General features: G+C 60.6%; 20 protein-coding genes. 13 read left to right on the forward strand and 7 right to left on the reverse strand.

Annotation, left to right across the window (positions count from 1 at the left end):
• Nucleotides 1-16 precede the first annotated feature (16 nt).
• Together E4T63_RS11785 and E4T63_RS11790 are read left to right on the forward strand one after the other, a co-directional pair.
• Nucleotides 17-2,272 carry an Orn/Lys/Arg decarboxylase N-terminal domain-containing protein gene (locus E4T63_RS11785; RefSeq protein ID WP_135295531.1) on the forward strand — a complete coding sequence of 752 codons (2,256 nt, stop codon included), beginning with the start codon at nt 17-19 and terminating at the stop codon, nt 2,270-2,272.
• Between the two features lie 14 nt (nt 2,273-2,286).
• Nucleotides 2,287-2,901 carry a GNAT family N-acetyltransferase gene (locus E4T63_RS11790; RefSeq protein ID WP_135295532.1) on the forward strand — a complete coding sequence of 205 codons (615 nt, stop codon included), beginning with the start codon at nt 2,287-2,289 and terminating at the stop codon, nt 2,899-2,901.
• Here E4T63_RS11790 and E4T63_RS11795 read toward each other — a convergent pair.
• Both E4T63_RS11795 and E4T63_RS11800 read right to left on the reverse strand, forming a co-directional pair.
• Nucleotides 2,867-3,760 carry a LysR substrate-binding domain-containing protein gene (locus tag E4T63_RS11795; protein ID WP_135295533.1) on the reverse strand — a complete coding sequence of 298 codons (894 nt, stop codon included), beginning with the start codon at nt 3,758-3,760 and terminating at the stop codon, nt 2,867-2,869. The genes E4T63_RS11790 and E4T63_RS11795 overlap by 35 nt on opposite strands.
• A gap of 85 nt (nt 3,761-3,845) precedes the next feature.
• Nucleotides 3,846-4,076 (reverse strand): hypothetical protein, encoded by a 231-nt coding sequence (locus E4T63_RS11800; RefSeq protein WP_007965845.1) that lies wholly within the window; start codon nt 4,074-4,076, stop codon nt 3,846-3,848.
• A 183-nt stretch (nt 4,077-4,259) separates the two neighbouring features.
• Between E4T63_RS11800 and E4T63_RS11805 the strand changes: the two genes are divergently transcribed.
• A complete protein-coding gene (locus E4T63_RS11805; RefSeq protein ID WP_135295534.1) occupies nt 4,260-4,817 on the forward strand; it encodes an NADPH-dependent FMN reductase in 558 nt (185 codons plus the stop codon).
• 160 nt (nt 4,818-4,977) lie between these two features.
• A complete protein-coding gene (locus E4T63_RS11810) occupies nt 4,978-6,261 on the forward strand; it encodes an arsenic transporter (RefSeq protein ID WP_098968286.1) in 1,284 nt (427 codons plus the stop codon).
• Between the two features lie 132 nt (nt 6,262-6,393).
• On the opposite strand, the gene E4T63_RS11815 is transcribed toward E4T63_RS11810, so the two are convergent.
• Nucleotides 6,394-7,344 carry a DUF1853 family protein gene (locus E4T63_RS11815; RefSeq protein ID WP_135295535.1) on the reverse strand — a complete coding sequence of 317 codons (951 nt, stop codon included), beginning with the start codon at nt 7,342-7,344 and terminating at the stop codon, nt 6,394-6,396.
• 115 nt (nt 7,345-7,459) lie between these two features.
• Between E4T63_RS11815 and E4T63_RS11820 the strand changes: the two genes are divergently transcribed.
• Genes E4T63_RS11820 through pepN form a run of 6 tightly spaced genes read left to right on the forward strand, consistent with a single transcriptional unit; the run spans nt 7,460 to nt 13,976 of the window.
• On the forward strand, nt 7,460-8,350 hold the full coding sequence (locus E4T63_RS11820; protein WP_003224174.1) for an NAD(+) kinase: 891 nt from the start codon (nt 7,460-7,462) through the stop codon (nt 8,348-8,350).
• Entirely contained in the window at nt 8,347-9,321 is a 975-nt protein-coding gene (locus tag E4T63_RS11825) for a metallophosphoesterase (RefSeq protein WP_372241222.1), read from the forward strand. Before E4T63_RS11820 ends, E4T63_RS11825 begins: the two co-directional genes overlap by 4 nt.
• On the forward strand, nt 9,318-10,187 hold the full coding sequence (locus tag E4T63_RS11830) for a rhomboid family intramembrane serine protease (RefSeq protein WP_135295536.1): 870 nt from the start codon (nt 9,318-9,320) through the stop codon (nt 10,185-10,187). The genes E4T63_RS11825 and E4T63_RS11830 overlap by 4 nt, the downstream gene beginning before the upstream one ends.
• Before the next feature lie 33 nt (nt 10,188-10,220).
• Nucleotides 10,221-10,481: a YeaC family protein gene (locus E4T63_RS11835; RefSeq protein WP_003224178.1), complete on the forward strand. Its 261-nt coding sequence runs from the start codon at nt 10,221-10,223 to the stop codon at nt 10,479-10,481.
• Nucleotides 10,478-11,308, forward strand: coding sequence for a DUF2797 domain-containing protein (locus tag E4T63_RS11840; RefSeq protein ID WP_027613137.1), 831 nt, complete (start codon nt 10,478-10,480; stop codon nt 11,306-11,308). The genes E4T63_RS11835 and E4T63_RS11840 overlap by 4 nt, the downstream gene beginning before the upstream one ends.
• A gap of 10 nt (nt 11,309-11,318) precedes the next feature.
• Nucleotides 11,319-13,976, forward strand: coding sequence for an aminopeptidase N (pepN, locus tag E4T63_RS11845; protein ID WP_135295537.1), 2,658 nt, complete (start codon nt 11,319-11,321; stop codon nt 13,974-13,976).
• 118 nt (nt 13,977-14,094) lie between these two features.
• On the opposite strand, the gene katG is transcribed toward pepN, so the two are convergent.
• Nucleotides 14,095-16,365: a catalase/peroxidase HPI gene (katG, locus tag E4T63_RS11850; protein WP_135295538.1), complete on the reverse strand. Its 2,271-nt coding sequence runs from the start codon at nt 16,363-16,365 to the stop codon at nt 14,095-14,097.
• Between the two features lie 360 nt (nt 16,366-16,725).
• On the opposite strand from katG, the gene E4T63_RS11855 reads away from it, so the two are divergent.
• Nucleotides 16,726-17,157, forward strand: a complete 432-nt coding sequence (locus E4T63_RS11855) for a hypothetical protein (RefSeq protein ID WP_098968292.1) — start codon at nt 16,726-16,728, stop codon at nt 17,155-17,157.
• 45 nt (nt 17,158-17,202) lie between these two features.
• Here E4T63_RS11855 and E4T63_RS11860 read toward each other — a convergent pair whose 3' ends face one another.
• A complete protein-coding gene (locus tag E4T63_RS11860) occupies nt 17,203-19,434 on the reverse strand; it encodes an LTA synthase family protein (protein WP_134786118.1) in 2,232 nt (743 codons plus the stop codon).
• Nucleotides 19,435-19,743: 309 nt separating this feature from the next.
• On the opposite strand from E4T63_RS11860, the gene E4T63_RS11865 reads away from it, so the two are divergent.
• Nucleotides 19,744-20,760 carry an ABC transporter substrate-binding protein gene (locus E4T63_RS11865; RefSeq protein ID WP_135295539.1) on the forward strand — a complete coding sequence of 339 codons (1,017 nt, stop codon included), beginning with the start codon at nt 19,744-19,746 and terminating at the stop codon, nt 20,758-20,760.
• 127 nt (nt 20,761-20,887) lie between these two features.
• Entirely contained in the window at nt 20,888-21,382 is a 495-nt protein-coding gene (locus tag E4T63_RS11870; RefSeq protein ID WP_098968295.1) for a hypothetical protein, read from the forward strand.
• Nucleotides 21,383-21,451: 69 nt separating this feature from the next.
• Here the strand turns inward: E4T63_RS11870 and E4T63_RS11875 are convergent, their stop codons facing one another.
• Nucleotides 21,452-21,931: a copper chaperone PCu(A)C gene (locus tag E4T63_RS11875; protein WP_027613130.1), complete on the reverse strand. Its 480-nt coding sequence runs from the start codon at nt 21,929-21,931 to the stop codon at nt 21,452-21,454.
• Nucleotides 21,931-22,536 carry an SCO family protein gene (locus tag E4T63_RS11880; protein ID WP_047599796.1) on the reverse strand — a complete coding sequence of 202 codons (606 nt, stop codon included), beginning with the start codon at nt 22,534-22,536 and terminating at the stop codon, nt 21,931-21,933. Before E4T63_RS11880 ends, E4T63_RS11875 begins: the two co-directional genes overlap by 1 nt.
• Between the last annotated feature and the right edge of the window lie 29 nt (nt 22,537-22,565).

Below are 22,565 nucleotides of genomic sequence, written 5' to 3' on the forward strand. Positions count from 1 at the left end.
CAGGACACTGAGCCTCATGTACAAAGATTTGAAGTTTCCGGTGTTGATCGTCCACCGCGACATCAAGGCCGACACGGTCGCCGGTGACCGTATCCGTGGCATCGCCCGGGAGTTGGAGCAGGAAGGTTTCAATATCGTTTCGGCCATCGACTACACCGAAGGGCGGTTGGTGGCCTCCACCCATCATGGTCTGGCGTGCATGCTGATCGCTGCCGAAGACGCCAGCACCAACTCGCATCTACTCCAAAACATGGCTGAACTGATCGGTCTGGCGCGAGTGCGGGCGCCGGATCTGCCGATCTTCGCGCTGGGCGAACAGGTCACTCTGGAAAACGCCCCCGCCGATGCCATGGCCGAGCTCAATCAACTGCGCGGCATTCTCTACCTGTTCGAAGACACTGTGCCGTTTCTGGCGCGGCAAGTGGCGCGGGCGGCGCGCAAGTATCTGGACGGTCTGCTGCCGCCGTTTTTCAAGGCGCTGGTGCAGCACACCGCCGACTCCAACTATTCCTGGCACACCCCCGGGCATGGCGGTGGCGTGGCTTATCACAAGAGTCCGGTGGGGCAGGCGTTTCACCAGTTCTTTGGCGAAAATACCCTGCGTTCGGACTTGTCGGTATCGGTGCCGGAACTCGGTTCGCTGCTCGATCACACCGGCCCGCTGGCTGAGGCCGAAGAGCGTGCGGCGCGCAACTTCGGCGCCGATCACACGTTTTTCGTGATCAATGGCACCTCGACCGCCAACAAGATCGTCTGGCACTCGATGGTCGGTCGGGATGATCTGGTGCTGGTCGATCGCAACTGCCACAAGTCGGTGCTGCACGCGATCATCATGACCGGCGCGATCCCGCTGTACCTGTGCCCGGAGCGCAATGAGCTGGGGATCATCGGCCCGATTCCGCTGAGCGAATTCAGCCGCGAGTCGATCCAGGCCAAGATCGACGCCAGCCCGCTGACCAAAGGCCGGGCGCCGAAAGTCAAACTGGCGGTGGTGACCAACTCGACCTACGACGGCCTGTGCTACAACGCCGAGCTGATCAAGCAGAGCCTGGGCAACAGCGTCGAAGTGCTGCATTTCGATGAGGCGTGGTACGCCTACGCGGCGTTTCACGAGTTCTTCGCCGGGCGTTATGGCATGGCCACCTCGCGCACAGAAGACAGCCCACTCGTGTTCACTACCCATTCCACGCACAAGCTGCTCGCCGCATTCAGCCAGGCCTCGATGATTCATGTGCAGGACGGCGGCGCGCGGCAACTGGACCGTGACCGTTTCAACGAAGCGTTCATGATGCACATCTCAACCTCGCCGCAGTACAGCATCATCGCTTCGCTGGATGTGGCCTCGGCCATGATGGAAGGCCCGGCCGGGCGCTCGCTGCTGCAGGAAACCTTCGATGAGGCGCTGAGTTTTCGCCGGGCGCTGGCCAATCTGCGCCAGCACATTGCGGCGGACGACTGGTGGTTCTCGATCTGGCAGCCGCCCGGCGTCGAAGGCATCGACCGGGTGCAGACTGAAGACTGGCTGCTGCAGCCGGACGCCGACTGGCACGGCTTCGGCGAAGTCAGTGACGACTATGTGCTGCTCGACCCGATCAAAGTGACCCTGGTCATGCCCGGGTTGAACGCCGGTGGCGCGCTGAGCGAGAAGGGCATCCCGGCGGCGGTGGTCAGCAAGTTCCTCTGGGAGCGCGGGCTGGTGGTGGAGAAGACCGGGCTGTATTCGTTCCTGGTGCTGTTCTCGATGGGCATCACCAAGGGCAAGTGGAGCACGCTGCTCACCGAATTGCTGGAATTCAAGCGCAGTTACGACGCCAACGTCAGTCTGGCCACTTGCCTGCCTTGCGTGGCGCAGCAAGATACCGCGCGCTATCGCGGCATGGGCCTGCGTGACCTGTGCGATCAACTGCACGCCTGTTACCGCAGCAACGCCACCGCCAAACATCTGAAGCGCATGTACACGGTACTGCCGGAAATCGCCATGAAGCCGGCCCATGCCTATGATCATCTGGTGCGCGGCGAAGTCGAGGCGGTGCCGATCGATGAGCTGGAAGGACGGATCGCGGCGGTGATGCTGGTGCCGTATCCACCGGGAATTCCGTTGATCATGCCCGGCGAGCGCTTCACCGAGTCGACCCGCTCGATCATCGACTACCTGAAGTTTGCCCGCACGTTCGATAGCAGCTTCCCCGGTTTTGTCGCTGATGTGCATGGACTGCAACATGAAGACGAGGGCAATGGACGGCAGTACACCGTCGATTGCGTCAAGGAATGAGGACTTTTCCGAGTATGCAACCGGTCATGAATCCGAAATACCCAGGGCTGTCGGTGCGCGTCGCCGACGATGGTTTCGCGGCGTACATCTGGGGCAGCGACTTCAGTTTCGAGGTCGCCGCGTACGGTGCCGCCGTCATTGGTCAACCGGTCGAGCGCTGGGCGGTGACGCCGATCGTGCCGTACCGCAAGTGCTATGGCATCGACCCTGAAGAGTTCAGCAGCTATCGCGATGCCGCCGACAGCGCGATTTTCATGGCGTATCTCGATGATGAGCCGGTCGGTCATCTGGTGATCAGCACCAACTGGAATGGCTTCGCCCATATCGATGAGCTGGCGGTGCACGCACCGGCGCGCCGGCATGGTGTGGCCAAGGCGTTGCTGGATGTCGCGCACTTCTGGAGTCGCAAGAAAAAACTGCCGGGGATCATGCTCGAAACCCAGAACAACAACCTCGGCGCCTGTCGTTTGTATGAGCGTTGTGGCTACGAGATTGGCGGTATCGACCATTTGCGTTATCGCGGGATTGATCCGAACACTGCGGAAATTGCGCTGTTCTGGTACCGGCTGTTCGATAACCCGCTGGAAAACCCGCTCAGCTCGCCAGCATCGCCTCGGCTTGTTCCGTGACGATCGTCAGCAGGGTCTGAATCGCTGTCGGCGTGGCGCTGTGTCGGTAGGTCAGGGCATACAGGCTGATCGGCACCGCCGGTGACAACGGGCAGACATCCAGTCCGCTCGTCCGCGCGCCGAGGGCGGTGAATGGGTCGACGATGGCCAGGCCTTCGCCGGCCTCGACCATGCTGCGCATCATCTGATGGGTTTGTACTCGGGTCTGGATGCTCGGCGCCGGGCGCAGGGCCTGGAGTTTGTTCTCCAGCGCCGGGCTCAATGGGTCGTGGCCTTCGAGGCCAACCATTGCCTGGCCAGCCAGATCCTGCAGGGAAATGTATTTCTGCTTCGGTTGCAGCCAGCCGTGGGGCGCGAGCAGTTGCAGCTTGCCGTGGGCCAATGGCTGGCAGTGGATGTCGGGGTGTTCCGGATCGTGCAGGCTCAGGCCCAGATCGCTTTCGCGCAGCAGCAGGCTGCGGACGATGTCGCAGGTCGGAGAGCTGAGCAAGCGGCAAGGAGCGTCGGGCGACCGTCGGCGCAGCAGCGCGATACTTTGCGGCAACAGCTGTTGCGCCAGCGGCGGGGTGCCGATGATGCGCAGGGGCGGGGCGAGGTATTGCTTGAGGCTGCTGGCCAGACGCTGCACCGGCTCCAGCGCCTGATAGACATGAGCGATTTCCACCTGCAACGCCCGCGCTTCAGGCGTCGATTGCAGCCGGCCGCGTACGCTGGCGAACAGCATGAACCCCAACTCGCTCTCGGCTTCGCGCAAACGCTCTTCGACCTCGGTCACCGGGAGCTGCAGCCATTCGGCGGCGGTGCCCAGGTGACCGGTCTGCAAGAGCGCCTGAATCACTTCGATATGACGTAAACGCATGCGTGAAGTCCATGTTCAGCAGGTGGGGTCAGTGGCTGAATCCTACCCCAAGTCTGCGCATATGACTTCTGCTCATAACGGCCAGTTATGACGCGACGGTTGTCTCAGGCTCACGGGTCAGGGTGATACCTGACTGAACCAGGAGAAACTCGGTGTCACTGACTTTGTTGACGCGATCGCCAATGGCCAGTTTGTAAATCGGCTCCGAGCCAGTGGAACCGTCTGCCGACGGGGTGGATTCCTGGAACTCATGCACGGAATAAACGCGGCCTTCCGCATCTCTTGCATGGAACTGACCGACGAGTACTGCTGCCATCTGCTTAGAACCTCTGGAGATAAAACGCTTGATTTGCGGCTTGGTAGACCGTCATCAAGCCCTGTAAGTTTTCCTACAGGAAAAAAATAATCAGCGCGCATGAATTTCCCTTGCTCGCTGGTGAAACTGTCATCGAATCATCTATAACTACTGGCTCTTCCCACCGACAGTCGAGAGTCTTCCATGAGCAATGTCTACAACGTCGCTGTAGTCGTCGGCAGCCTGCGCAAAGCATCGATCAACCGCAAAGTCGCGCTGGCGCTGGCCCAACTGGCACCGGCGAACCTCAAACTGAAGATTGTCGAGATTGGCGACCTGCCACTCTATAACGAAGACATCGACGGCGATTCACCGCCGGCAGCCTACAGCACTTTCCGCCAGGAAGTCGGTTCTTCCGACGCGGTGCTGTTCGTCACCCCGGAATATAACCGCTCGGTGCCGGCGCCTTTGAAGAATGCGATTGACGTGGGTTCACGGCCGTATGGCAAAGCCGTCTGGAGCGGCAAACCGGGTGCGGTGATCAGCGTGTCGCCGGGGGCGATCGGCGGTTTTGGCGCCAACCAGCATTTGCGCCAGTCCTTCGTGTTTCTCGATGTGCCGTGCATGCAGCAGCCGGAAGCGTATCTGGGTGGCGCGGGTTCGGCGTTTGACGAGGCGGGCAAGTTGAGCGAGTCGGTGAAACCGTTCCTGCAGAATTTCATCAATGCGTATGGGAAATTTGTGGAACAACACAAAAAATAATCTGGTCAGAGCTGCGATAAAACAGAGATCCTGTGGGAGCGGGCTTGCTCGCGAAAGCGGTGTGTCAGACACAAAGTTGTCATCTGACACACCGCTTTCGCGAGCAAGCCCGCTCCCACGTTTGGATCTCCACTCATTGAATAATTGAAGGCTGTCGCGAATGCTCGCTGCGTCACTGATCTTCCTGCTGACCATCACCCTTGTCATCTGGCAACCCAAAGGCCTCGGGGTCGGCTGGAGCGCGACGCTCGGCGCCGTGCTGGCACTGATCTTCGGCGTCGTGCACCTGAGCGATATTCCGCTGGTGTGGCAGATCATCTGGAACGCCACCGGCACCTTCGTTGCGCTGATCATCATCAGCCTGTTGCTCGACGAAGCGGGGTTCTTCGCCTGGGCTGCGCTGCATGTAGCACGCTGGGGGCGGGGCAGTGGGCGCAAGCTGTTTGCCTTCATGGTGCTGCTCGGCGCGCTGGTGTCGGCGTTGTTCGCCAATGACGGCGCGGCGCTGATCCTCACGCCGATCGTGATTTCGATGCTGCTGGCGCTGCGCTTTTCCCCGGCGGCGACCTTGGCGTTCGTCATGGGCGCCGGCTTCATCGCCGACACCGCGAGCCTGCCGCTGGTGGTGTCGAACCTGGTCAACATCGTTTCGGCGGACTTCTTTCACATCGGCTTCAACCGCTATGCGGCGGTGATGGTGCCGGTCAACTTCGTCAGCGTGGCCGCGACGCTGGGCGTGCTGATGTGGTTTTTCCGTCGCGACATCCCTAAGGCTTACGATCCCGAACAGCTCGAACAGCCGCACACGGCGATCCACGATAAGGCCACGTTCTATGCCGGTTGGGTAGTGCTGGTGATTCTGTTGATCGGCTGCTTCTTCCTCGAACAGCTGGGCATCCCGATCAGCGCGATCTCGGCGGTCTGCGCGGCGCTGCTGCTGGGGATCGCCGCCCGTGGCCACAAGATTTCCACGCGCAAGGTGCTCAAAGAGGCGCCGTGGCAGATCGTGATTTTCTCCCTCGGCATGTATCTGGTGGTGTATGGCCTGCGCAATGCCGGGCTGACCGGGTATCTCGCTGGCTGGCTGGATGTGTTCGCCGGGTACGGCGTATGGGGCGCGGCGCTGGGCACAGGGGTGCTGACCGCGCTGTTGTCGTCGATCATGAACAACTTGCCGACAGTGCTGATCGGCTTGTTGTCGATCGATGCCAGTCAGGCCAGCGGTGTGATCAAGGAAGCGATGATCTACGCCAACGTGATCGGCAGCGACTTGGGGCCGAAAATCACCCCGATCGGCAGCCTGGCGACCTTGCTCTGGCTGCATGTGCTGGCGCGCAAGGATATCCGGATTGGTTGGGGCTATTACTTCAAGGTCGGGATTGTGCTGACGGTGCCGGTGTTGTTGATTACCTTGGCGGCTTTGGCGTTGCGGTTATCAATCTAGAACGCGTTGGCCCCTTCGCGAGCAAGCCCGCTCCCACATTTTGAGCAGCATTCCAAATGTAGAAATTGGAATGCCATCCCCTTGTGGGAGCGGGCTTGCTCGCGAAAGGGCCGGTCCAGGCACTGCAGAAACTCAGGCCTGCCCCGGCACATTCGGCCAAAGATCCGCCACCAGAAACAACCGCTCCGCCTCTTCCCATTCGCCCCGGGCATTCTCGGTCAGGCGTACCAGCAGTTGCGCCGGGGCCATCGGTTCCAGGTCGTCCAGCCACATCTGCAGATGTTCAGCGCTCCAGGTCTGATCCGCCGGGTAGTGTGCCGGCGCGAGCCACGCATGGCGGGGCAGGGGTTGCCAGCGCCCGGCCGGACGCTGGGCGACGAACGCCGGCCAATCCTTCTGATGCAGCCAACTGCCACGCAGGTGCTGCGGATGCGCGCCTTTCGGTGGTTCGGCCTGACCGGGCCACGGGTACAGCAGATAACCGCCCAGCCACAACTGCGCACTGAACGCCTCGATACCCAGCTTCGCCAGCACCTCACGGCTTTCCGGGCGCGCCGAGATCGGCAGTTGGTGTTCGGCCAGATGCGCCAGTTTGCGGTCCAGTCGATCATGACAACCCGGCCCCAGCCATTGCGCCGGGTCGTGGCCGTCGCCTTCCTGCGGGCCGAGGTAGAGCTTGATCGCCAGTTCAAGGTGATGCACGCCGTCGCGGTCGCGCAGCAACATGTCCAGCTCGCCGAGGGTGTGGCCTTCGCGGCGGATCGGCAGGTTGGCGGCGATCAGTTCGATGCCCGGCGCATGCTGCACCGCAAACTGCCACAACCGTTCGTAATACAGGCCCAGCCGCCGGGTGCGCGCCTGCGACAGCCAGTGCAGCAAGCCATAACTGTCACGATCAAGTTGCCGCAGCCAGTGCTCCAGGCGCTGCGGATCACTGACCCAGTCGCTGCCGGCCAGCGGATGGCGCTGCGGCCACGGCGTCGCGGCCAGCATCGGCGGGGCGAGAATCACCCACGCCAGGTCACGCACTTCCGGATGGCGTAATTGGTGTGGCAACTGGAGCAGGTCGGGAAACAGGATCATCTTGCGAGCATAGCCTTAAACACGCGCGCACCCTTGAGGCTGAAAGGATTTTGTCTATCGCGGGCTTTCGCCCATAATCGTGTTTTTCGCGTTTTCGATTGTCCGCAGAGGTCCCATGGAGCAATTTCGTAATATCGGCATCATCGGTCGCCTGGGCAGTTCCCAGGTGCTGGATACCGTCCGCCGACTGAAACGCTTTCTGCTCGATCGTCACCTGCACGTGATTCTCGAAGACACCATCGCCGAAGTCCTGCCGGGCCACGGCCTGCAAACCTCGTCGCGCAAGATGCTCGGCGAAGTCTGCGACATGGTCATCGTCGTCGGCGGTGACGGCAGCCTGCTCGGCGCCGCGCGGGCGCTGGCCAAGCACAATATTCCGGTACTCGGGATCAACCGTGGCAGCCTCGGTTTTCTCACCGACATTCGCCCCGATGAGCTGGAAGTCGAAGTGGCCAAGGTGCTCGACGGCCATTATCTGGTGGAAAACCGCTTCCTGCTGCAAGCCGAGGTGCGCCGGCATGCCGAGGCCATTGGCCAGGGCGATGCGTTGAACGACGTGGTGCTGCACCCGGGCAAATCGACGCGGATGATCGAGTTCGAGCTGTACATCGACGGCCAGTTCGTCTGCAGCCAGAAGGCCGACGGCCTGATCGTCGCCACGCCGACCGGTTCCACCGCGTACGCGCTGTCCGCCGGTGGCCCGATCATGCATCCCAAGCTCGATGCCATTGTGATCGTGCCGATGTACCCCCATATGTTGTCGAGCCGGCCAATTGTGGTCGATGGCAACAGTGAGCTGAAAATCGTCGTGTCGAAAAACATGCAGATCTACCCGCAGGTCTCCTGCGACGGGCAGAACCACTTCACCTGCGCGCCGGGCGACACCATCACCGTCAGCAAAAAAGCCCAGAAGCTGCGGCTGATTCACCCGCTCGACCACAACTACTACGAAGTCTGCCGGACCAAGCTCGGCTGGGGCAGCAAGTTGGGTGGTGGAGGCGACTGATGCTCGATCCCGCGCGCAGTTATGACTTGATTGGTGACGTGCACGGATGCGCCCTGACCCTCGAACACTTGCTTGACCGTCTCGGTTATCACAAGCAGGGCGGGGTCTGGCGGCATCCATCGCGCATGGCCGTGTTCGTCGGCGACATCATCGACCGTGGCCCGCGAATCCGCGAGGCACTGCACATCGTCCACGACATGGTCGAGGCCGGGCAGGCGCTGTGCATCATGGGCAACCACGAATTCAACGCACTGGGCTGGAGCACGCCGGCGCTGCCGGGCAGCGGCAAGCAGTTCGTCCGTGAGCACACGCCGCGGCACGCGCGCCTGCTGCACGAAACCCTGACCCAGTTCGAAGACCATCCGGGCGACTGGCATGACTTTCTCAACTGGTTCTACGAACTGCCGCTGGTGGTTGATGCCGGACGCTTCCGTGTGGTGCACGCCTGTTGGGATGCCAGCCTGATCGAACCATTGCGCGGGCTGTTTCCCGATGCGCGCATCGACGAGCACTTTCTCCAGGCGTCGGCCGTGCCCGGCAGTTTCGCCTGCACCGTGTTCGACCGCTTGCTGCGCGGCACCGACATGCGCCTGCCGGATGGCTTGACCATGACCAGCGGCGACGGTCTGGTGCGCTCGTTCTTCCGCACCAAATTCTGGGAAGACGACCCGAAAACCTACGGCGACATCGTCTTCCAGCCAGATGCGCTGCCGGAGCCGGTGGCGCAGAAACCGCTGACCTCCAGCGAGAAAAACAACCTGCTGCGCTACGGCATTGACGAGCCCTTGCTGTTCGTCGGCCACTACTGGCGCAGCGGCAAACCGGCGCCGATCCGCCCGAACCTCGCGTGTCTCGATTACAGCGCGGTGCTCTACGGCAAACTGGTGGCCTATCGTCTGGATCAGGAAACACGTCTGGATCCGCATAAATTTGTCTGGGTCGATGTCGAGCGGCCGGAGGTGCTGCAATGAGTGCGGTAGCGGTATTGCGTCTGCCGTTGGCGGTGGATCTGAGCGGTTTCGTCAAGCTGCTGCAACGGATGCAGGTGCCGCATCGAGTCAGCGAAGAGGCGGGCGAGCAGGTGCTGTGGGCGCCTTCGGAAATCAGCGAGGACGTGCGTTCGCTGTACGAGCGCTTCCCGGCCGGCGATCCCGATCAGCAACTGGACATCCCGCTGGCGCCGACTTTCAAGCGTCCGAGCTTCGCCGAGCAACTCAAACACGCCAAGGCCACCGGGTTGATCCTGCTGCTGAGCCTGCTGGTCGGTGGCCTGACCTATCTGGGCGACAACCTCGAGACCATTCGCTGGCTGACCTTCCTCGACTTCCGCGTGGTCGGCGAGTACATCCAGTTCACGCCGCTGGCCGACAGCCTGGCGGCGGGGCAGTGGTGGCGCCTGTTCACGCCGATGCTGCTGCACTTCGGCATCCTGCACCTGGCCATGAACGGCATGTGGTACTGGGAGCTGGGGCGGCGCATCGAGTCACGTCAGGGCAGCATCAACCTGCTCGGACTGACCCTGCTGTTCAGCCTGGTGTCGAACTACGCGCAGTTTGCCTGGAGCGGCCCGAGCCTGTTTGGCGGCTTGTCCGGCGTGCTCTACGGTTTGCTCGGCCATTGCTGGATTTTCCAGTTGCTGGCGCCGAACCCGGCGTATCGCCTGCCGCGTGGCGTGCTGGTGATGATGCTGGTGTGGCTGGTGATTTGCATGTCCGGACTGGTCTCGATGATCGGTTTCGGCCAGATCGCCAACGCCGCGCACGTCAGCGGGTTACTCATCGGATGCTTCACCGGTTTGTTGGGCGGTTTGTATAACCGCCGTAAACTGGCCGCCTGAAATTTTAAGTGAATAAAGAGCACGGAGACCCTGATGTCCTCTTTTAACGACATGATCAAGAACATCACCCCGGACATCTACGAGAGCCTGAAACTGGCCGTGGAAATCGGCAAGTGGTCCGACGGTGGCAAACTCACCGCCGAACAGCGCGAGCTGTCGCTGCAGGCGATGATCGCCTGGGAAATCCAGAACCTGCCTGAAGACCAGCGCACCGGTTACATGGGCCCGCAGGAATGTGCGTCGAAGTCGATCGAAGTGCCGAACATCCTGTTCAAGTCGGATGCCATCCATTGATCGAGATTGGCCGCGGTGCAATCAGCAAAATGTCGGCGCGCCTGGACGGGCCGAATGTGCAATACGCGTTTCGTCTGGATGACGTCGAGGTCCCGGTCAACCCCATGATCGGCACCACGGTGCGTCTGGAGTACCTGGGGGCGATTCATTGCACCCATTGCGGGCGCAAGACCAAAACCAGTTTCAGTCAGGGTTACTGCTACCCGTGCATGACCAAACTGGCGCAGTGCGATCTGTGCATCATGAGCCCGGAGCGTTGTCACTTCGAGGCCGGCACCTGCCGGGAGCCGGAGTGGGGTCAGAAGTTCTGCATGACTGATCATGTGGTGTATCTGGCCAACTCGTCGGGGATCAAGGTCGGTATTACTCGCGCCACGCAACTGCCGACCCGTTGGCTGGATCAGGGCGCGAGTCAGGCGCTGCCGATCATGCGCGTATCGACGCGCCAGCAGTCGGGCTTCGTCGAAGACCTGTTCCGCAGCCAGGTGGCCGACAAGACCAACTGGCGCGCCTTGCTCAAGGGCGATGCGGCGGCGGTGGACCTGGCCCAAGTGCGCGACCAGTTGTTTGAAAGCTGCGCCGAGGGCTTGCAAGGCCTGCAACAGCGATTCGGCCTACAGGCAATTCAGACGATTGCCGATGTAGAACCTCTCGAAATCCGCTATCCGGTCGAGCAATACCCGGCCAAAATCGTCAGCTTCAACCTGGACAAGAACCCGATTGCCGAAGGCACGCTGCTGGGAATCAAGGGGCAGTACCTGATTTTTGACACCGGCGTGATCAACATTCGTAAATACACGGCCTATCAGCTCGCCGTGCATCAATAAGGATTCCAGCATGCGCACCGAACAACCGAAGATGATTTACCTGAAGGACTATCAGGCGCCCGAGTACCTGATCGACGAGACCCACCTGACCTTCGAGCTGTTCGAGGACCACAGCCTGGTCCACGCGCAACTGGTGATGCGCCGCAACCCGGAGCGTGGCCCGGGCCTGCCGCCGCTGGTGCTCGACGGCCAGCAGCTGGAACTGCTGTCGGTAACCCTGGCCGACCAGGAACTGAGCGCCAGTGATTACCAGCTGAGCGAAAACACCCTGACCCTGCAGCCGGCCAGCGCCAGCTTCACGGTCGACACCAGCGTCAGGATCCACCCGGAAACCAACACCGCGCTGGAAGGCCTGTACAAGTCCGGCACGATGTTCTGTACCCAGTGCGAGGCCGAAGGCTTCCGCAAGATCACCTATTACCTCGACCGCCCGGACGTGATGAGCAAGTTCACCACCACGGTGGTCGCCGAGCAGCACAGCTATCCGGTGCTGCTGTCCAACGGCAACCCGATTGCCTCCGGCCCGGGCGAAGACGGCCGACACTGGGCGACCTGGGAAGACCCGTTCATGAAGCCGGCGTACCTGTTCGCGCTGGTGGCCGGTGATTTGTGGTGTGTCGAAGACACCTTCACCACCATGACCAATCGTAATGTCGCGCTGCGGATCTACGTCGAGCCGGAAAACATCGACAAGTGCCAGCACGCGATGAACAGCCTGAAGAAGTCGATGCGCTGGGACGAAGAGGTCTACGGTCGCGAGTACGATCTGGACATCTTCATGATCGTCGCCGTCAACGACTTCAACATGGGCGCGATGGAGAACAAGGGCCTCAACATCTTCAACTCCAGCGCCGTGCTGGCCCGCGCCGAAACCGCCACCGACGCCGCGCACCAGCGGGTCGAGGCGATCGTCGCCCACGAATACTTCCACAACTGGTCGGGCAACCGCGTGACCTGCCGCGACTGGTTCCAGCTGTCGCTCAAGGAAGGCTTCACGGTGTTCCGCGACGCCGGTTTCTCCTCGGACATGAACTCGGCCACGGTCAAGCGCATTCAGGACGTGGCGTACCTGCGTACTCACCAGTTCGCCGAAGATGCAGGTCCCATGGCCCACGCGGTGCGCCCGGACAGCTTCATCGAGATTTCCAACTTCTACACCCTGACCGTGTACGAGAAAGGCTCGGAAGTGGTCGGCATGATTCACACCCTGCTGGGCGCCGAAGGCTTCCGCAAGGGCAGTGACCTGTACTTCGAACGCCATGATGGCCAAGCCGTGACCTGCGACGACTTCGTCAAGGCCATGGAAGATGCCAACGGTGTCGACCTGACCCAGTTCAAACGCTGGTACAGCCAGGCCGGCACGCCGCGTCTGGCGGTCAGCGAGTCCTACGACGCTGCGGCGAAAACCTACAGCCTGACCTTCCGCCAGAGCTGCCCGGAAACCCCGGACAAGGTGGAAAAACTGCCGTTCGTGATCCCGGTCGAACTCGGTATGCTCGACAGCAAAGGCAACGCGATCGCGCTGCGTCTGGCCGGTGAAGCGTCGGCGCAAGGCACCACCCGCGTGATCTCGGTGACCGAGGCTGAGCAGACCTTCACCTTCGTCGACATCGCTGAACAGCCGCTGCCATCGTTGCTGCGTGGTTTCTCGGCACCGGTGAAACTGAGCTTCCCGTACAACCGCGATCAGTTGATGTTCCTGATGCAGCACGACAGCGACGGCTTCAACCGCTGGGATGCCGGTCAGCAACTGTCGGTGCAGGTCCTGCAGGAGCTGATCGCCCAGCAGCAGAAGGGCGAGAGCCTGGTGCTCGATCCGCGTCTGATCTCGGCGCTGAAAACCGTGCTGTCTGACGAGTCGCTGGATCAGGCCATGGTCGCCGAAATGCTTTCGCTGCCGAGCGAAGCGTATCTGACCGAAATCAGCGAAGTGGCGGATGTCGAGGCGATCCACACCGCTCGCGAGTTTGCCCGCAAGCAACTGGCGGACAATCTGTTCGAAGCGCTGTGGCTGCGTTATCAGGCCAACCGCGATTTGTCGAAGCAGACGCCGTATGTGGCCGAGGCCGAGCACTTTGCCCGTCGTGCGCTGCAGAACATTGCGCTGTCGTACCTGATGCTCAGCGGCAAGCCGCAAGTGCTGGCCGCTACGCAAGAACAGTTCGAAAACAGCGACAACATGACCGAGCGCCTCACCGCGCTGGCGGTACTGGTCAACTCGCCGTTCGAAGAACAGAAGGCCAAAGCGCTGGCGACTTTCGCCGAGCACTTCAAGGACAACCCGCTGGTCATGGATCAGTGGTTCAGCGTGCAGGCCGGCAGCACACTGCCGGGCGGTCTGGCGCGGGTCAAGGCGTTGATGCAGCACCCGGCGTTCAACATCAAGAACCCGAACAAGGTGCGTGCGCTGGTCGGTGCGTTTGCCGGGCAGAACCTGATCAACTTCCACGCCGCCGACGGTTCGGGCTACCGCTTCCTCGCGGATCTGGTGATCGAACTGAACGGCTTCAACCCGCAGATCGCTTCGCGGCAACTGGCGCCGCTGACTCGCTGGCGCAAATACGACAGCGCCCGTCAGGCGTTGATGAAGGCTGAGCTGGAGCGGATTCTGGCTTCGGGGCAGCTGTCCAGCGATGTATATGAAGTGGTGAGCAAAAGCCTGGCGTAACGCATAACGAAATGTGGGAGCGGGCTTGCTCGCGAAAGCGGTGTGTCAGACACGGAGATGTCGACTGGTATACCGCATTCGCGAGCAAGCCCGCTCCCACAGGTTTTTGCGTTTTCTGTTATTTCAGATCAAACCGATCCAGCTCCATCACCTTGGCCCACGCCGCCACGAAGTCTTTGACGAACTGTTCCTTCGCGTCAGAACTCGCATACACCTCGGCCAGCGCGCGCAGTATCGCGTTGGAACCAAACACCAGATCAACCCGCGTCGCCGTCCACTTCACGCTACCGGTTTTACGGTCGCGTCCTTCGAACTCGTCCGCCGCTGCCGACGTCGGCTTCCACTCCACGCCCATGTCCAGCAGGTTGGTGAAGAAGTCGTTGCTCAGGGTTTCAGTGCGCGAAGTGAACACGCCATGCCGGCTCTGCCCGACATTCGCCCCCAATACCCGCAGACCACCGACCAGTACGGTCATTTCCGGAGCGGAGAGGGTGAGCAGTTGCGCCTTGTCGATCAGCAGCGCTTCGGCCGACACGGTGTATTTGCCCTTGCTGTAGTTGCGGAAACCATCGGCAATCGGTTCGAGGAAACCAAACGACTCGACATCGGTTTGCTCCTGAGTCGCGTCGGTGCGTCCTGGATTGAACGGCACAGAGACCGAGTGCCCGGCGTTTTTCGCCGCTTGCTCGACCCCGGCGTTACCCGCCAGCACGATCAGATCCGCCAGCGAGACTTTTTTGCCGGATGAACTGGCGTTGAACTCGTTCTGAATGCCTTCAAGGGTCTTCAGCACCTTGTCCAGTTGCTCCGGCTGGTTGGCCTGCCAGAACTTCTGCGGGGCCAGACGCAGACGCCCGCCGTTGGCGCCCCCCCGTTTGTCCGAACCACGGAAGGTCGATGCCGCGGCCCAAGCGGTGGACACCAGTTGCGACACGGACAGACCGGACGCCAGCACTTTGCTTTTCAGCGCCGCCGCATCATTGCTGTCGATCAGTGGGTGAGTGGCCTCAGGAATCGGGTCCTGCCACAGCAGTTCTTCGTTCGGCAGTTCCGGGCCGAGGTAGCGCGACAGCGGACCCATGTCTCGGTGGATCAGTTTGTACCAGGCGCGGGCGAAGGCGTCGGCCAATTGGTCAGGATTGGCCAGGAAACGGCGGGCGATCGGCTCGTAGATCGGGTCGAAACGCAGCGCCAGGTCGGAGGTGAGCATGGTCGGCGAGAGCTTTTTGCTTGGATCATGCGCATGCGGAACAGTACCTGCGCCGCCGCCGTTTTTCGGTTTCCACTGATGCGCACCGGCCGGGCTTTTGAACAGTTCCCACTCGAAACCGAACAGGTTTTCCAGGTAGTTGTTGCTCCATTGGGTCGGGGTCGTGGTCCAGGTGACTTCGAGGCCGCTGGTGATGGTGTCGGCGCCTTTGCCGGTGCCGAATGCGTTGCGCCAGCCGAGGCCTTGTTCTTCCAGGCCGGCCGCTTCCGGCTCAGGCCCGACATTATCGGCCGGGCCGGCGCCGTGGGTCTTGCCGAAGGCGTGACCGCCGGCGATCAGCGCGACGGTTTCTTCGTCGTTCATGGCCATGCGGCCGAAGGTTTCGCGGATATCGCGACCGGAGGCGACCGGGTCGGGATTGCCTTCAGGGCCTTCCGGGTTGACGTAGATCAGGCCCATCTGCACGGCGGCCAATGGATTTTCCAGATTACGTTCGCCCTGATCGGTGCGGCTTTGCTCTTTGCCGTGCAAGTCCGGTTCGGCCACCAGCGTACCGTCACCCGGTTCCTGCATGGCCGACTTGTCTTTGCCGTAGCGGCTGTCGCCGCCGAGCCATTCGCGCTCCGAACCCCAGTACACGTCTTCGTCCGGTTCCCACACATCGGGACGTCCACCGGAGAAGCCGAAGGTCTTGAAGCCCATGGATTCCAGTGCAACGTTGCCGGTGAGCACGATCAGGTCGGCCCAGGAAATATTGCGGCCGTATTTCTGTTTGATCGGCCACAGCAGGCGCCGCGCTTTGTCGAGGCTGACGTTGTCCGGCCAGCTGTTGAGCGGAGCGAAACGCTGTTGCCCGGAACCGGCGCCACCACGGCCATCGGCGGTGCGATAGGTGCCGGCGCTGTGCCAGGCCATGCGGATGAACAGCGGGCCGTAGTGGCCGAAGTCGGCTTGCCACCAGTCCTGGGAGTCGGTCATCAGCGCACGCAGGTCTTGTTTCAGGGCCTGGAAGTCCAGGCTTTTGAAGGCTTTGGCGTAGTCGAAGTCCTTGCCCAGCGGATCGGACTTGGGCGAGTGCTGGCTGAGGATCTTCAGGTTCAGTTGATTCGGCCACCAGTCACGGTTCGTCGTACCACCACCGGCGGCGTGGTTGAACGGGCATTTCGATTCGTTTGCCATGTTCGAGTCCTTATCAGGTCTTGTGCGGCCGGCTCATGCCGACTTCGGACTAGTAAGGCTAGACCCGACTTGGGCAGTCAGCTAATAGGCCGACTATTGGAGCGTGATAGGCGCAGTCTTTCGAGACCCTGGTAACGCGGGTCTATTCCATAGCTGGCTGATACTTTGCCGAAAACTGGTTTGATAACGCCGTTAATGATTTTAAATATTGAACTTTTTATTTCGAATTGGGCTAGCGGCCTGTCAGATATGACAGTAGCGCTCGAAGTAATGGCGCATTAGCTTTGTCAGCGGAAGCAACGGTCTCAAGATTTTTTGAGAGCCAATCATCACTATAAAACTATTTTGGAATGCATTCGGATGAACAAATCAATTAATACAAAAGAGCAACTTGATGCGTTGCTGCAGGAGATTGGTCGCGGCTCTAATGGTGAGTTCAGTGCATCTATTGGTGGAAGAAATTTCTTGTCGGCGACGAAGGAGAATGCGACTTTTTATATAGCAGCAAATGACTTCATGATTATTGGAGCTGATGACAACAATCGAGGGCATGTAGCTTTCTGCGTTCCAAAGAGCCTGGTTGGTGACGGACCTCATGAGGTGACGTGCTACACAGGTGACTTGAGTTGGACCGCGGCTGACAATGACAATTATCAACTTATTAAATCAGGACGGGCAAAACTGACGTTCTTGAAAAAGGAACATGCGCGAGTCGGCGTTACAGGAAAGATCTATTTTGATTTTCCTGATGGAGGGGAAATAGAGGGGGATTTTAATATCAAGCTTGTTTAGCAAACGTAAAGGGACGGATCCAGCCAATCCGTCCCTTCCCTGATTTCAACTCGATTGCACAGTCTCATCATCGGGCAACGCATCCAGCGGATCTTCCTGCCCCGGCAATTCAGTAATCACACTGAAATCCGTGACCTCGACCGCACCCAATCCATAACCCAGCAAATGAAACGAGAAAGCCTTGCGTTGCTGCGGGTTGTCGAAGCTGAAATCCATCTCCAGCGGCTGATCGGCTGTGGCGACCATCTCGGTCGGCAGGCCCAGTTGCACGTCCTGTTCGAACTCCTTGGCCTTGAGCTGAATGTACGCCGCCTGCTGCGGGTCCACCGAGCGCACGGTCAGGCGCACACGAGTGTGCGAGCCCTTGGGCATTTCCAGGTATTGCGCACCGATCAGGTTATCGGCCCAGTCATCCTTGATCTGCGCCTGTAGCGGGATGACGTTGTTGCTGCCGAACTGGTAACGCTGATTGAGCGGGGTGCGCAGCAGTGACAGGTCCAGCGCCATGGCCCGCGCGGCTATCTGTCGGGCCTGCTGGCTGCTTTCGGTACCCTTGAAGGTGGCGCGCTCGGCAATGAAACCGGCGCTTTCGTAGTAGCGACAACGGCGCGGCATGTCGCACTCGGAAAAGATTCCCTGGCCGTTGTGGTAGCGCAGTTTACCGTTGGTGTAGGACATGATTTCGCGTCCGCTGTCGTAATCGCGAAACAGCGAACGGCCGCTCAGCGCCGACGGCACCGGCAGATCGAAATAGTCGAGGATCGACGCACTCAGATCGACATGCCCATACACCCCGGCATTCAGTCGCGGCAGTTGCTCGTGTTCCGGCGCCAGCGTCAGGTTGAAGCCCCAGGACGACGCCAGACGCACGCCATCGATGCCGTGGGATTCGTCCGAAGTAATCACCACCAGCGTGTCCTTGAGCACGCCCTGGCGTTCGAGGCCGCTGAGGAACTGCTCCAGCGCATCGTCCAGATAACCGACGGCGGCCTGTTTCGGCGTCTCGTAGCGCGCCAGATAGTCTTCCGGTGCGGAGTAGGGCTGGTGGGTGCCGACAGTCAGCAGGGTGAGCATCCACGGTTGCTTCTGCTTCTTCAGTTGGCCGACGTAATCCAGCGCACCTTCGAAGAACGCCTTGTCATCCTTGCCCCACGGGAACTCCAGATAGTTGGCGTTGGTGAACCATTCCAGACCATGGGTCGCATCGAAACCGATGTGCGGCATGATCTTGTCTTTGGCCATGAAACGCAGACCGGCGCCTTGCAGGTAATGAGTGCTGAAGCCGTTCTGCCGCAGTTGCGCCGGCAGGCAGGCCTGATTGCGCTCCTGCTGAGTGAGCATCTCCACGCCTTTGGGCGTGCCGTTGTTGAGCTTGTCGTAATCGCCACAGAGCATGGCGTACAGGCCGCGAATGGTCTGGTGCGTATGCAGCACGTAATCCGGGGTGTTCATGCCGCGCTCGGCCCAGCGGCTGAGATGGGGCATCAGGTCTTCCTGATAATGACTGCCGATGGCCTCGCGATTGGCGCGGATGTACGCGCCGGGGATGCCTTCCAGGGCGATGATCAGCACATTGCGCGCCTGACCCGGTGCGGCCAGCAGCTTGTGGCCATTGAGATCCAGATCGGTCAACCCGGCCATCTGTGGCGCGGGCTCTTCGACGTCACCGTCCAGCCATTCCTCGGCCTGCAACTGCAGCTCGGCGACTTGCGAGGCGAGCAACTGATGCGGCAGGTTGTACAGGCGCCACGGATCTTCCTCGCTTGGCCACTGGTTTTGCACGCCCCAGTGCGCGGCGAACAGCAGCGCCGGTGCGGCCCACACGGCACGGGGCAGGGCAGCAGCGGGCTGCGCGCGATTGGCGAAACGCGTCAGCAACCAGAGCAGCAGCGCCAGCAACAGGGCAACGCCCAGCGCCGGATGGGCAAAGCCGCCACCGGTGGAGTTTTCCACGAACTGCGGGTCAATCAGGTAATGCAGGTCGGATGGGGTCGGCAACCGGCCGACAGCGCTGACCAACTCCGCCGTCGCCACCGCCAGCAACCCCCAGAACAGCAGCAACGGCAACGCCAGCCACCACGCGCGGCGATGCAGCAACAGCACCAGCAAACTGCCAATCGCCAGGTCGGACAAATAGCCCAGCGACGACGACCAGCCCAACGCCGCGCGCAGGCACACCGGTACGATCAGCACCAGCAGAATCAGGGAAAACAGGCGGGCATGCGGCTGCCGTAACCAACGCAATAAAACGCTCACAAACAAAGACCTTCCAGCCATCAAACCGTCATAAAAGTGTGCGCGATGATACCAAGGGTGGGCTGTCTGATCGCCCTTTTAAACTACCGGCTGATCCGCTCTCGCAGGCACGGCGCAGGGCTTGAGGCCGTGACTGGCGTTGGTGTCAGCGCGCTAGCGACGGACGCCCAGCTTGTAACCGGTGGCAGATTTATTGTTTCAGGCTGTTTAAACCGGCGCACGATGGCAAACGTGAGCGTGCTATGGATATTCGATAACGGTATTTAATTTCTGTTTTTTATAGCGATAGAGTTCGGCCTTTCAGCCAATCCACCCAGCTGCGAGGTTGTCATGGCCATACCGTCCAAACGTTCTGCGCTGATTCTGTTGGCCGCATCCCTGGCAGGCAGTCTGCTGTTCAGCGCCGGCGCCCAGGCCGAAGGCAAGATCAGCATCGCCCAGCAATTCGGCATCGGTTATTTGATTCTCGATGTGGTGCGTGATCAGCAGTTGATCGAAAAACACGGCAAGGCGCAGGGGCTGGAGATCAAGGTCGACTGGAACAGCATCTCCGGCGCCACCGCCATGAACGAAGCGCTGCTGACCGGCGCGCTGGACGTGGTTTCCGCCGGGGTGCCGCCGATGCTCACCGTGTGGGATCGCACCCGTGGCAAACAGAACGTCAAGGCGATTGCCTCGCTCGGCTCGATGCCCAATTACCTGCTGACCAACAACCCGAACATCAAGACCCTGAAGGATTTCAGCGACAAGGATCGCATCGCCGTGCCGGCGGCGGGCGTGGGGTTCCAGTCGCGGACCCTGCAGATCGAAACGGCCAAGGAATTCGGCAATGACCAGTACAAAAAATTTGACGACATCTCGGTCAGCCTGCCGCATCCGGACGCCACGGCGGCGCTGATTGCCGGTGGTTCGGAAATCAACTCGCACTTCTCCAGCCCGCCGTTCCAGTATCAGGCGTTGCAAAACCCCAACGTGCACAAAGTGCTGAGTTCCTACGACGTGCTCGGCGGTCAGGCCACCTTCAACGTGCTCTACACCACGGAAAAATTCCACGACGAAAATCCCAGGACCTACAAGGCGTTCTACGACGCGTTGGCCGAAGCGGAAAAAATCATCAAGGCCGACAAGCCCGCCGCCGCCCAGGCGTACATCCGCGTCGAACAGTCGAAGCTGCCGCTGGCGCTGGTCGAGCAGATCGTCAAAGACCCGGAAATCGACTTCACGGTGGTGCCGCAGCGCACGTTCATCTATGCCGAAAAATTGCAGGAACTGGGCGTGCTGAAGAACAAGGCTGACAGCTGGAAGGACTACTTCTTTGAAGAGGCGCACGGCGGCGCTGGGAGCTGATAACGGCTCGCCAAAGCGTTGAAGCCTGTGGTTGTTTCTGGACAGCCTGATGGCCACTCAGTAGCATTCGAGCCCAATGGATTTTCCCTTCGCACGTCGTCCGACGTGGAGTTCTCAAGGAATCGACATGCGCGACACCCCCAATGGCGAACAACGAACGGTCGTGACCTTGGTCAACGGCGAGATTCATCACGAAACCCAGATCAGTTTCAGCTCGGTGTCGGTCGTCAATGGCGAAGTGCGGGTGCATACCGCTGAAGGCAATCAGATAAATGTCCAGGTACCGGGGGCGGATTTCTCATTGCGCTTTGATCTGGATGGAGTGCAGCAGATTCCAGTGGCGCAGCAGGCACCGGTTGAAACGGTGCCCGTCGACAACAACCTGAAGCTGTTCACCTGGAAAACCGTACTGATCACCCTTGGGCTGTGGACAGTGGTCAACCTGATTACTGGTTGGCTGGGATTCTTCGCGGCGGCCGGTTATCTCGGTTATCGCTGGAGTCAGGTGTTGAAGCGCAAGCAGCAGTTGGCGGCGGCGCCCGTGGAGAAAACTGCGGCGGCATCGCGCTCGGGGATGTCGAGAGAAAGCGTGCGCAATGCCCTGGCCCGCAAGCGCGGCTGACATGCGCGATAAAAAAGGGGCGACCTGATCATCAATCAGGCCGCCCCTTTTTATTACCGCCAAGTCAGATCAATGCATCTTGCTGTGATCGTGACCTTCCATGTGCGTCAGCGCACGCACTTCGGCTTTGACTTCGACGGTTTCTTTCTCGCCCTTGGCGTTTTCCACGGTCAGGGTCAGCGGTACGCTTTCGCCTTCCTTGAGCTGGCCGGTCAGGCCCATCAGCATCACGTGGTAGCCGTTCGGGTCGAAGGTGACGGCTTTGCCGGCTGGCAGGTCGACCGATTTGACCGGGCCCATGCTCATCACGTCGTTCTTCATCGACATTTCGTGGATCTGCACATCCTTGGCCACTGGCGAGGCCACGCTCAGCAGTTTGCTGTCGCTGTCAGCGGTGACGGTCATGAACGCGCCGCTGGCCGATTGGGTCGGCACGGTCGCACGCACCCAGGCATCATCGACCTTGGTCTGAGCCGAGGCTTGAAACGCCAGGCCCAGCAGGGACAGGGCGAAAACGGCGCGTTTGATGTTGTTCAAAACGGGGTGCATCAGCAGACCTCCATAACGGTGAGCAAATCTTCCGTGCACTCTTGTGCCGAAAGCGATACAGACAGACCCATGCGCAACTGGCCGCGCGAGTCGTAGACGTAACTGGTGGACGTGTGGGAGATGGTGTAGGTGTCGCCGGCCGGCACCTTCTCGAAGAACACGTCGAATTCCTTGGCGGTGGCCTGGGTTTCTTCCAGCGTGCCGTACAGTGCGACGAAGCTCGGGTCGAAGGCTTTGACGTAGGCGTCGAGGATCTGCGGCGTGTCGCGTTCCGGGTCGAGGGTGATGAAGATCACCTGCAGACGGTCGCCGTCCTTGCCCATCAGCTTCTTGATTTGCGCGGCGCGGGCGAGGGTGGTCGGGCACACCGCCGGGCATTGGGTGAAGCCGAAGAAGATCATCGGCATCATCCCGCGAAAGCTCGACAGCGTCATGGTTTCGCCGTCGGTGTTCTTCAGCTTGAAGGTGCGTCCGAGGATCTTGTCACTCAGGTCCTTGCCGTACTTGTACGACAGTTGGCCACGGGTGTCGCAGCCGGCGAGCAGGCCCAGGCCCAGCACGCCCATTCCCGCAAGCACCTTGCGGCGAGTCAACAAAGCCGTCATCTAATACCGCCTTTTGCAGCCCGTCAGTC

It is taken from the genome of Pseudomonas fluorescens, assembly GCF_004683905.1.
In the GTDB taxonomy this organism is placed as follows: Bacteria; Pseudomonadota; Gammaproteobacteria; order Pseudomonadales; family Pseudomonadaceae; genus Aquipseudomonas; species Aquipseudomonas putida_A.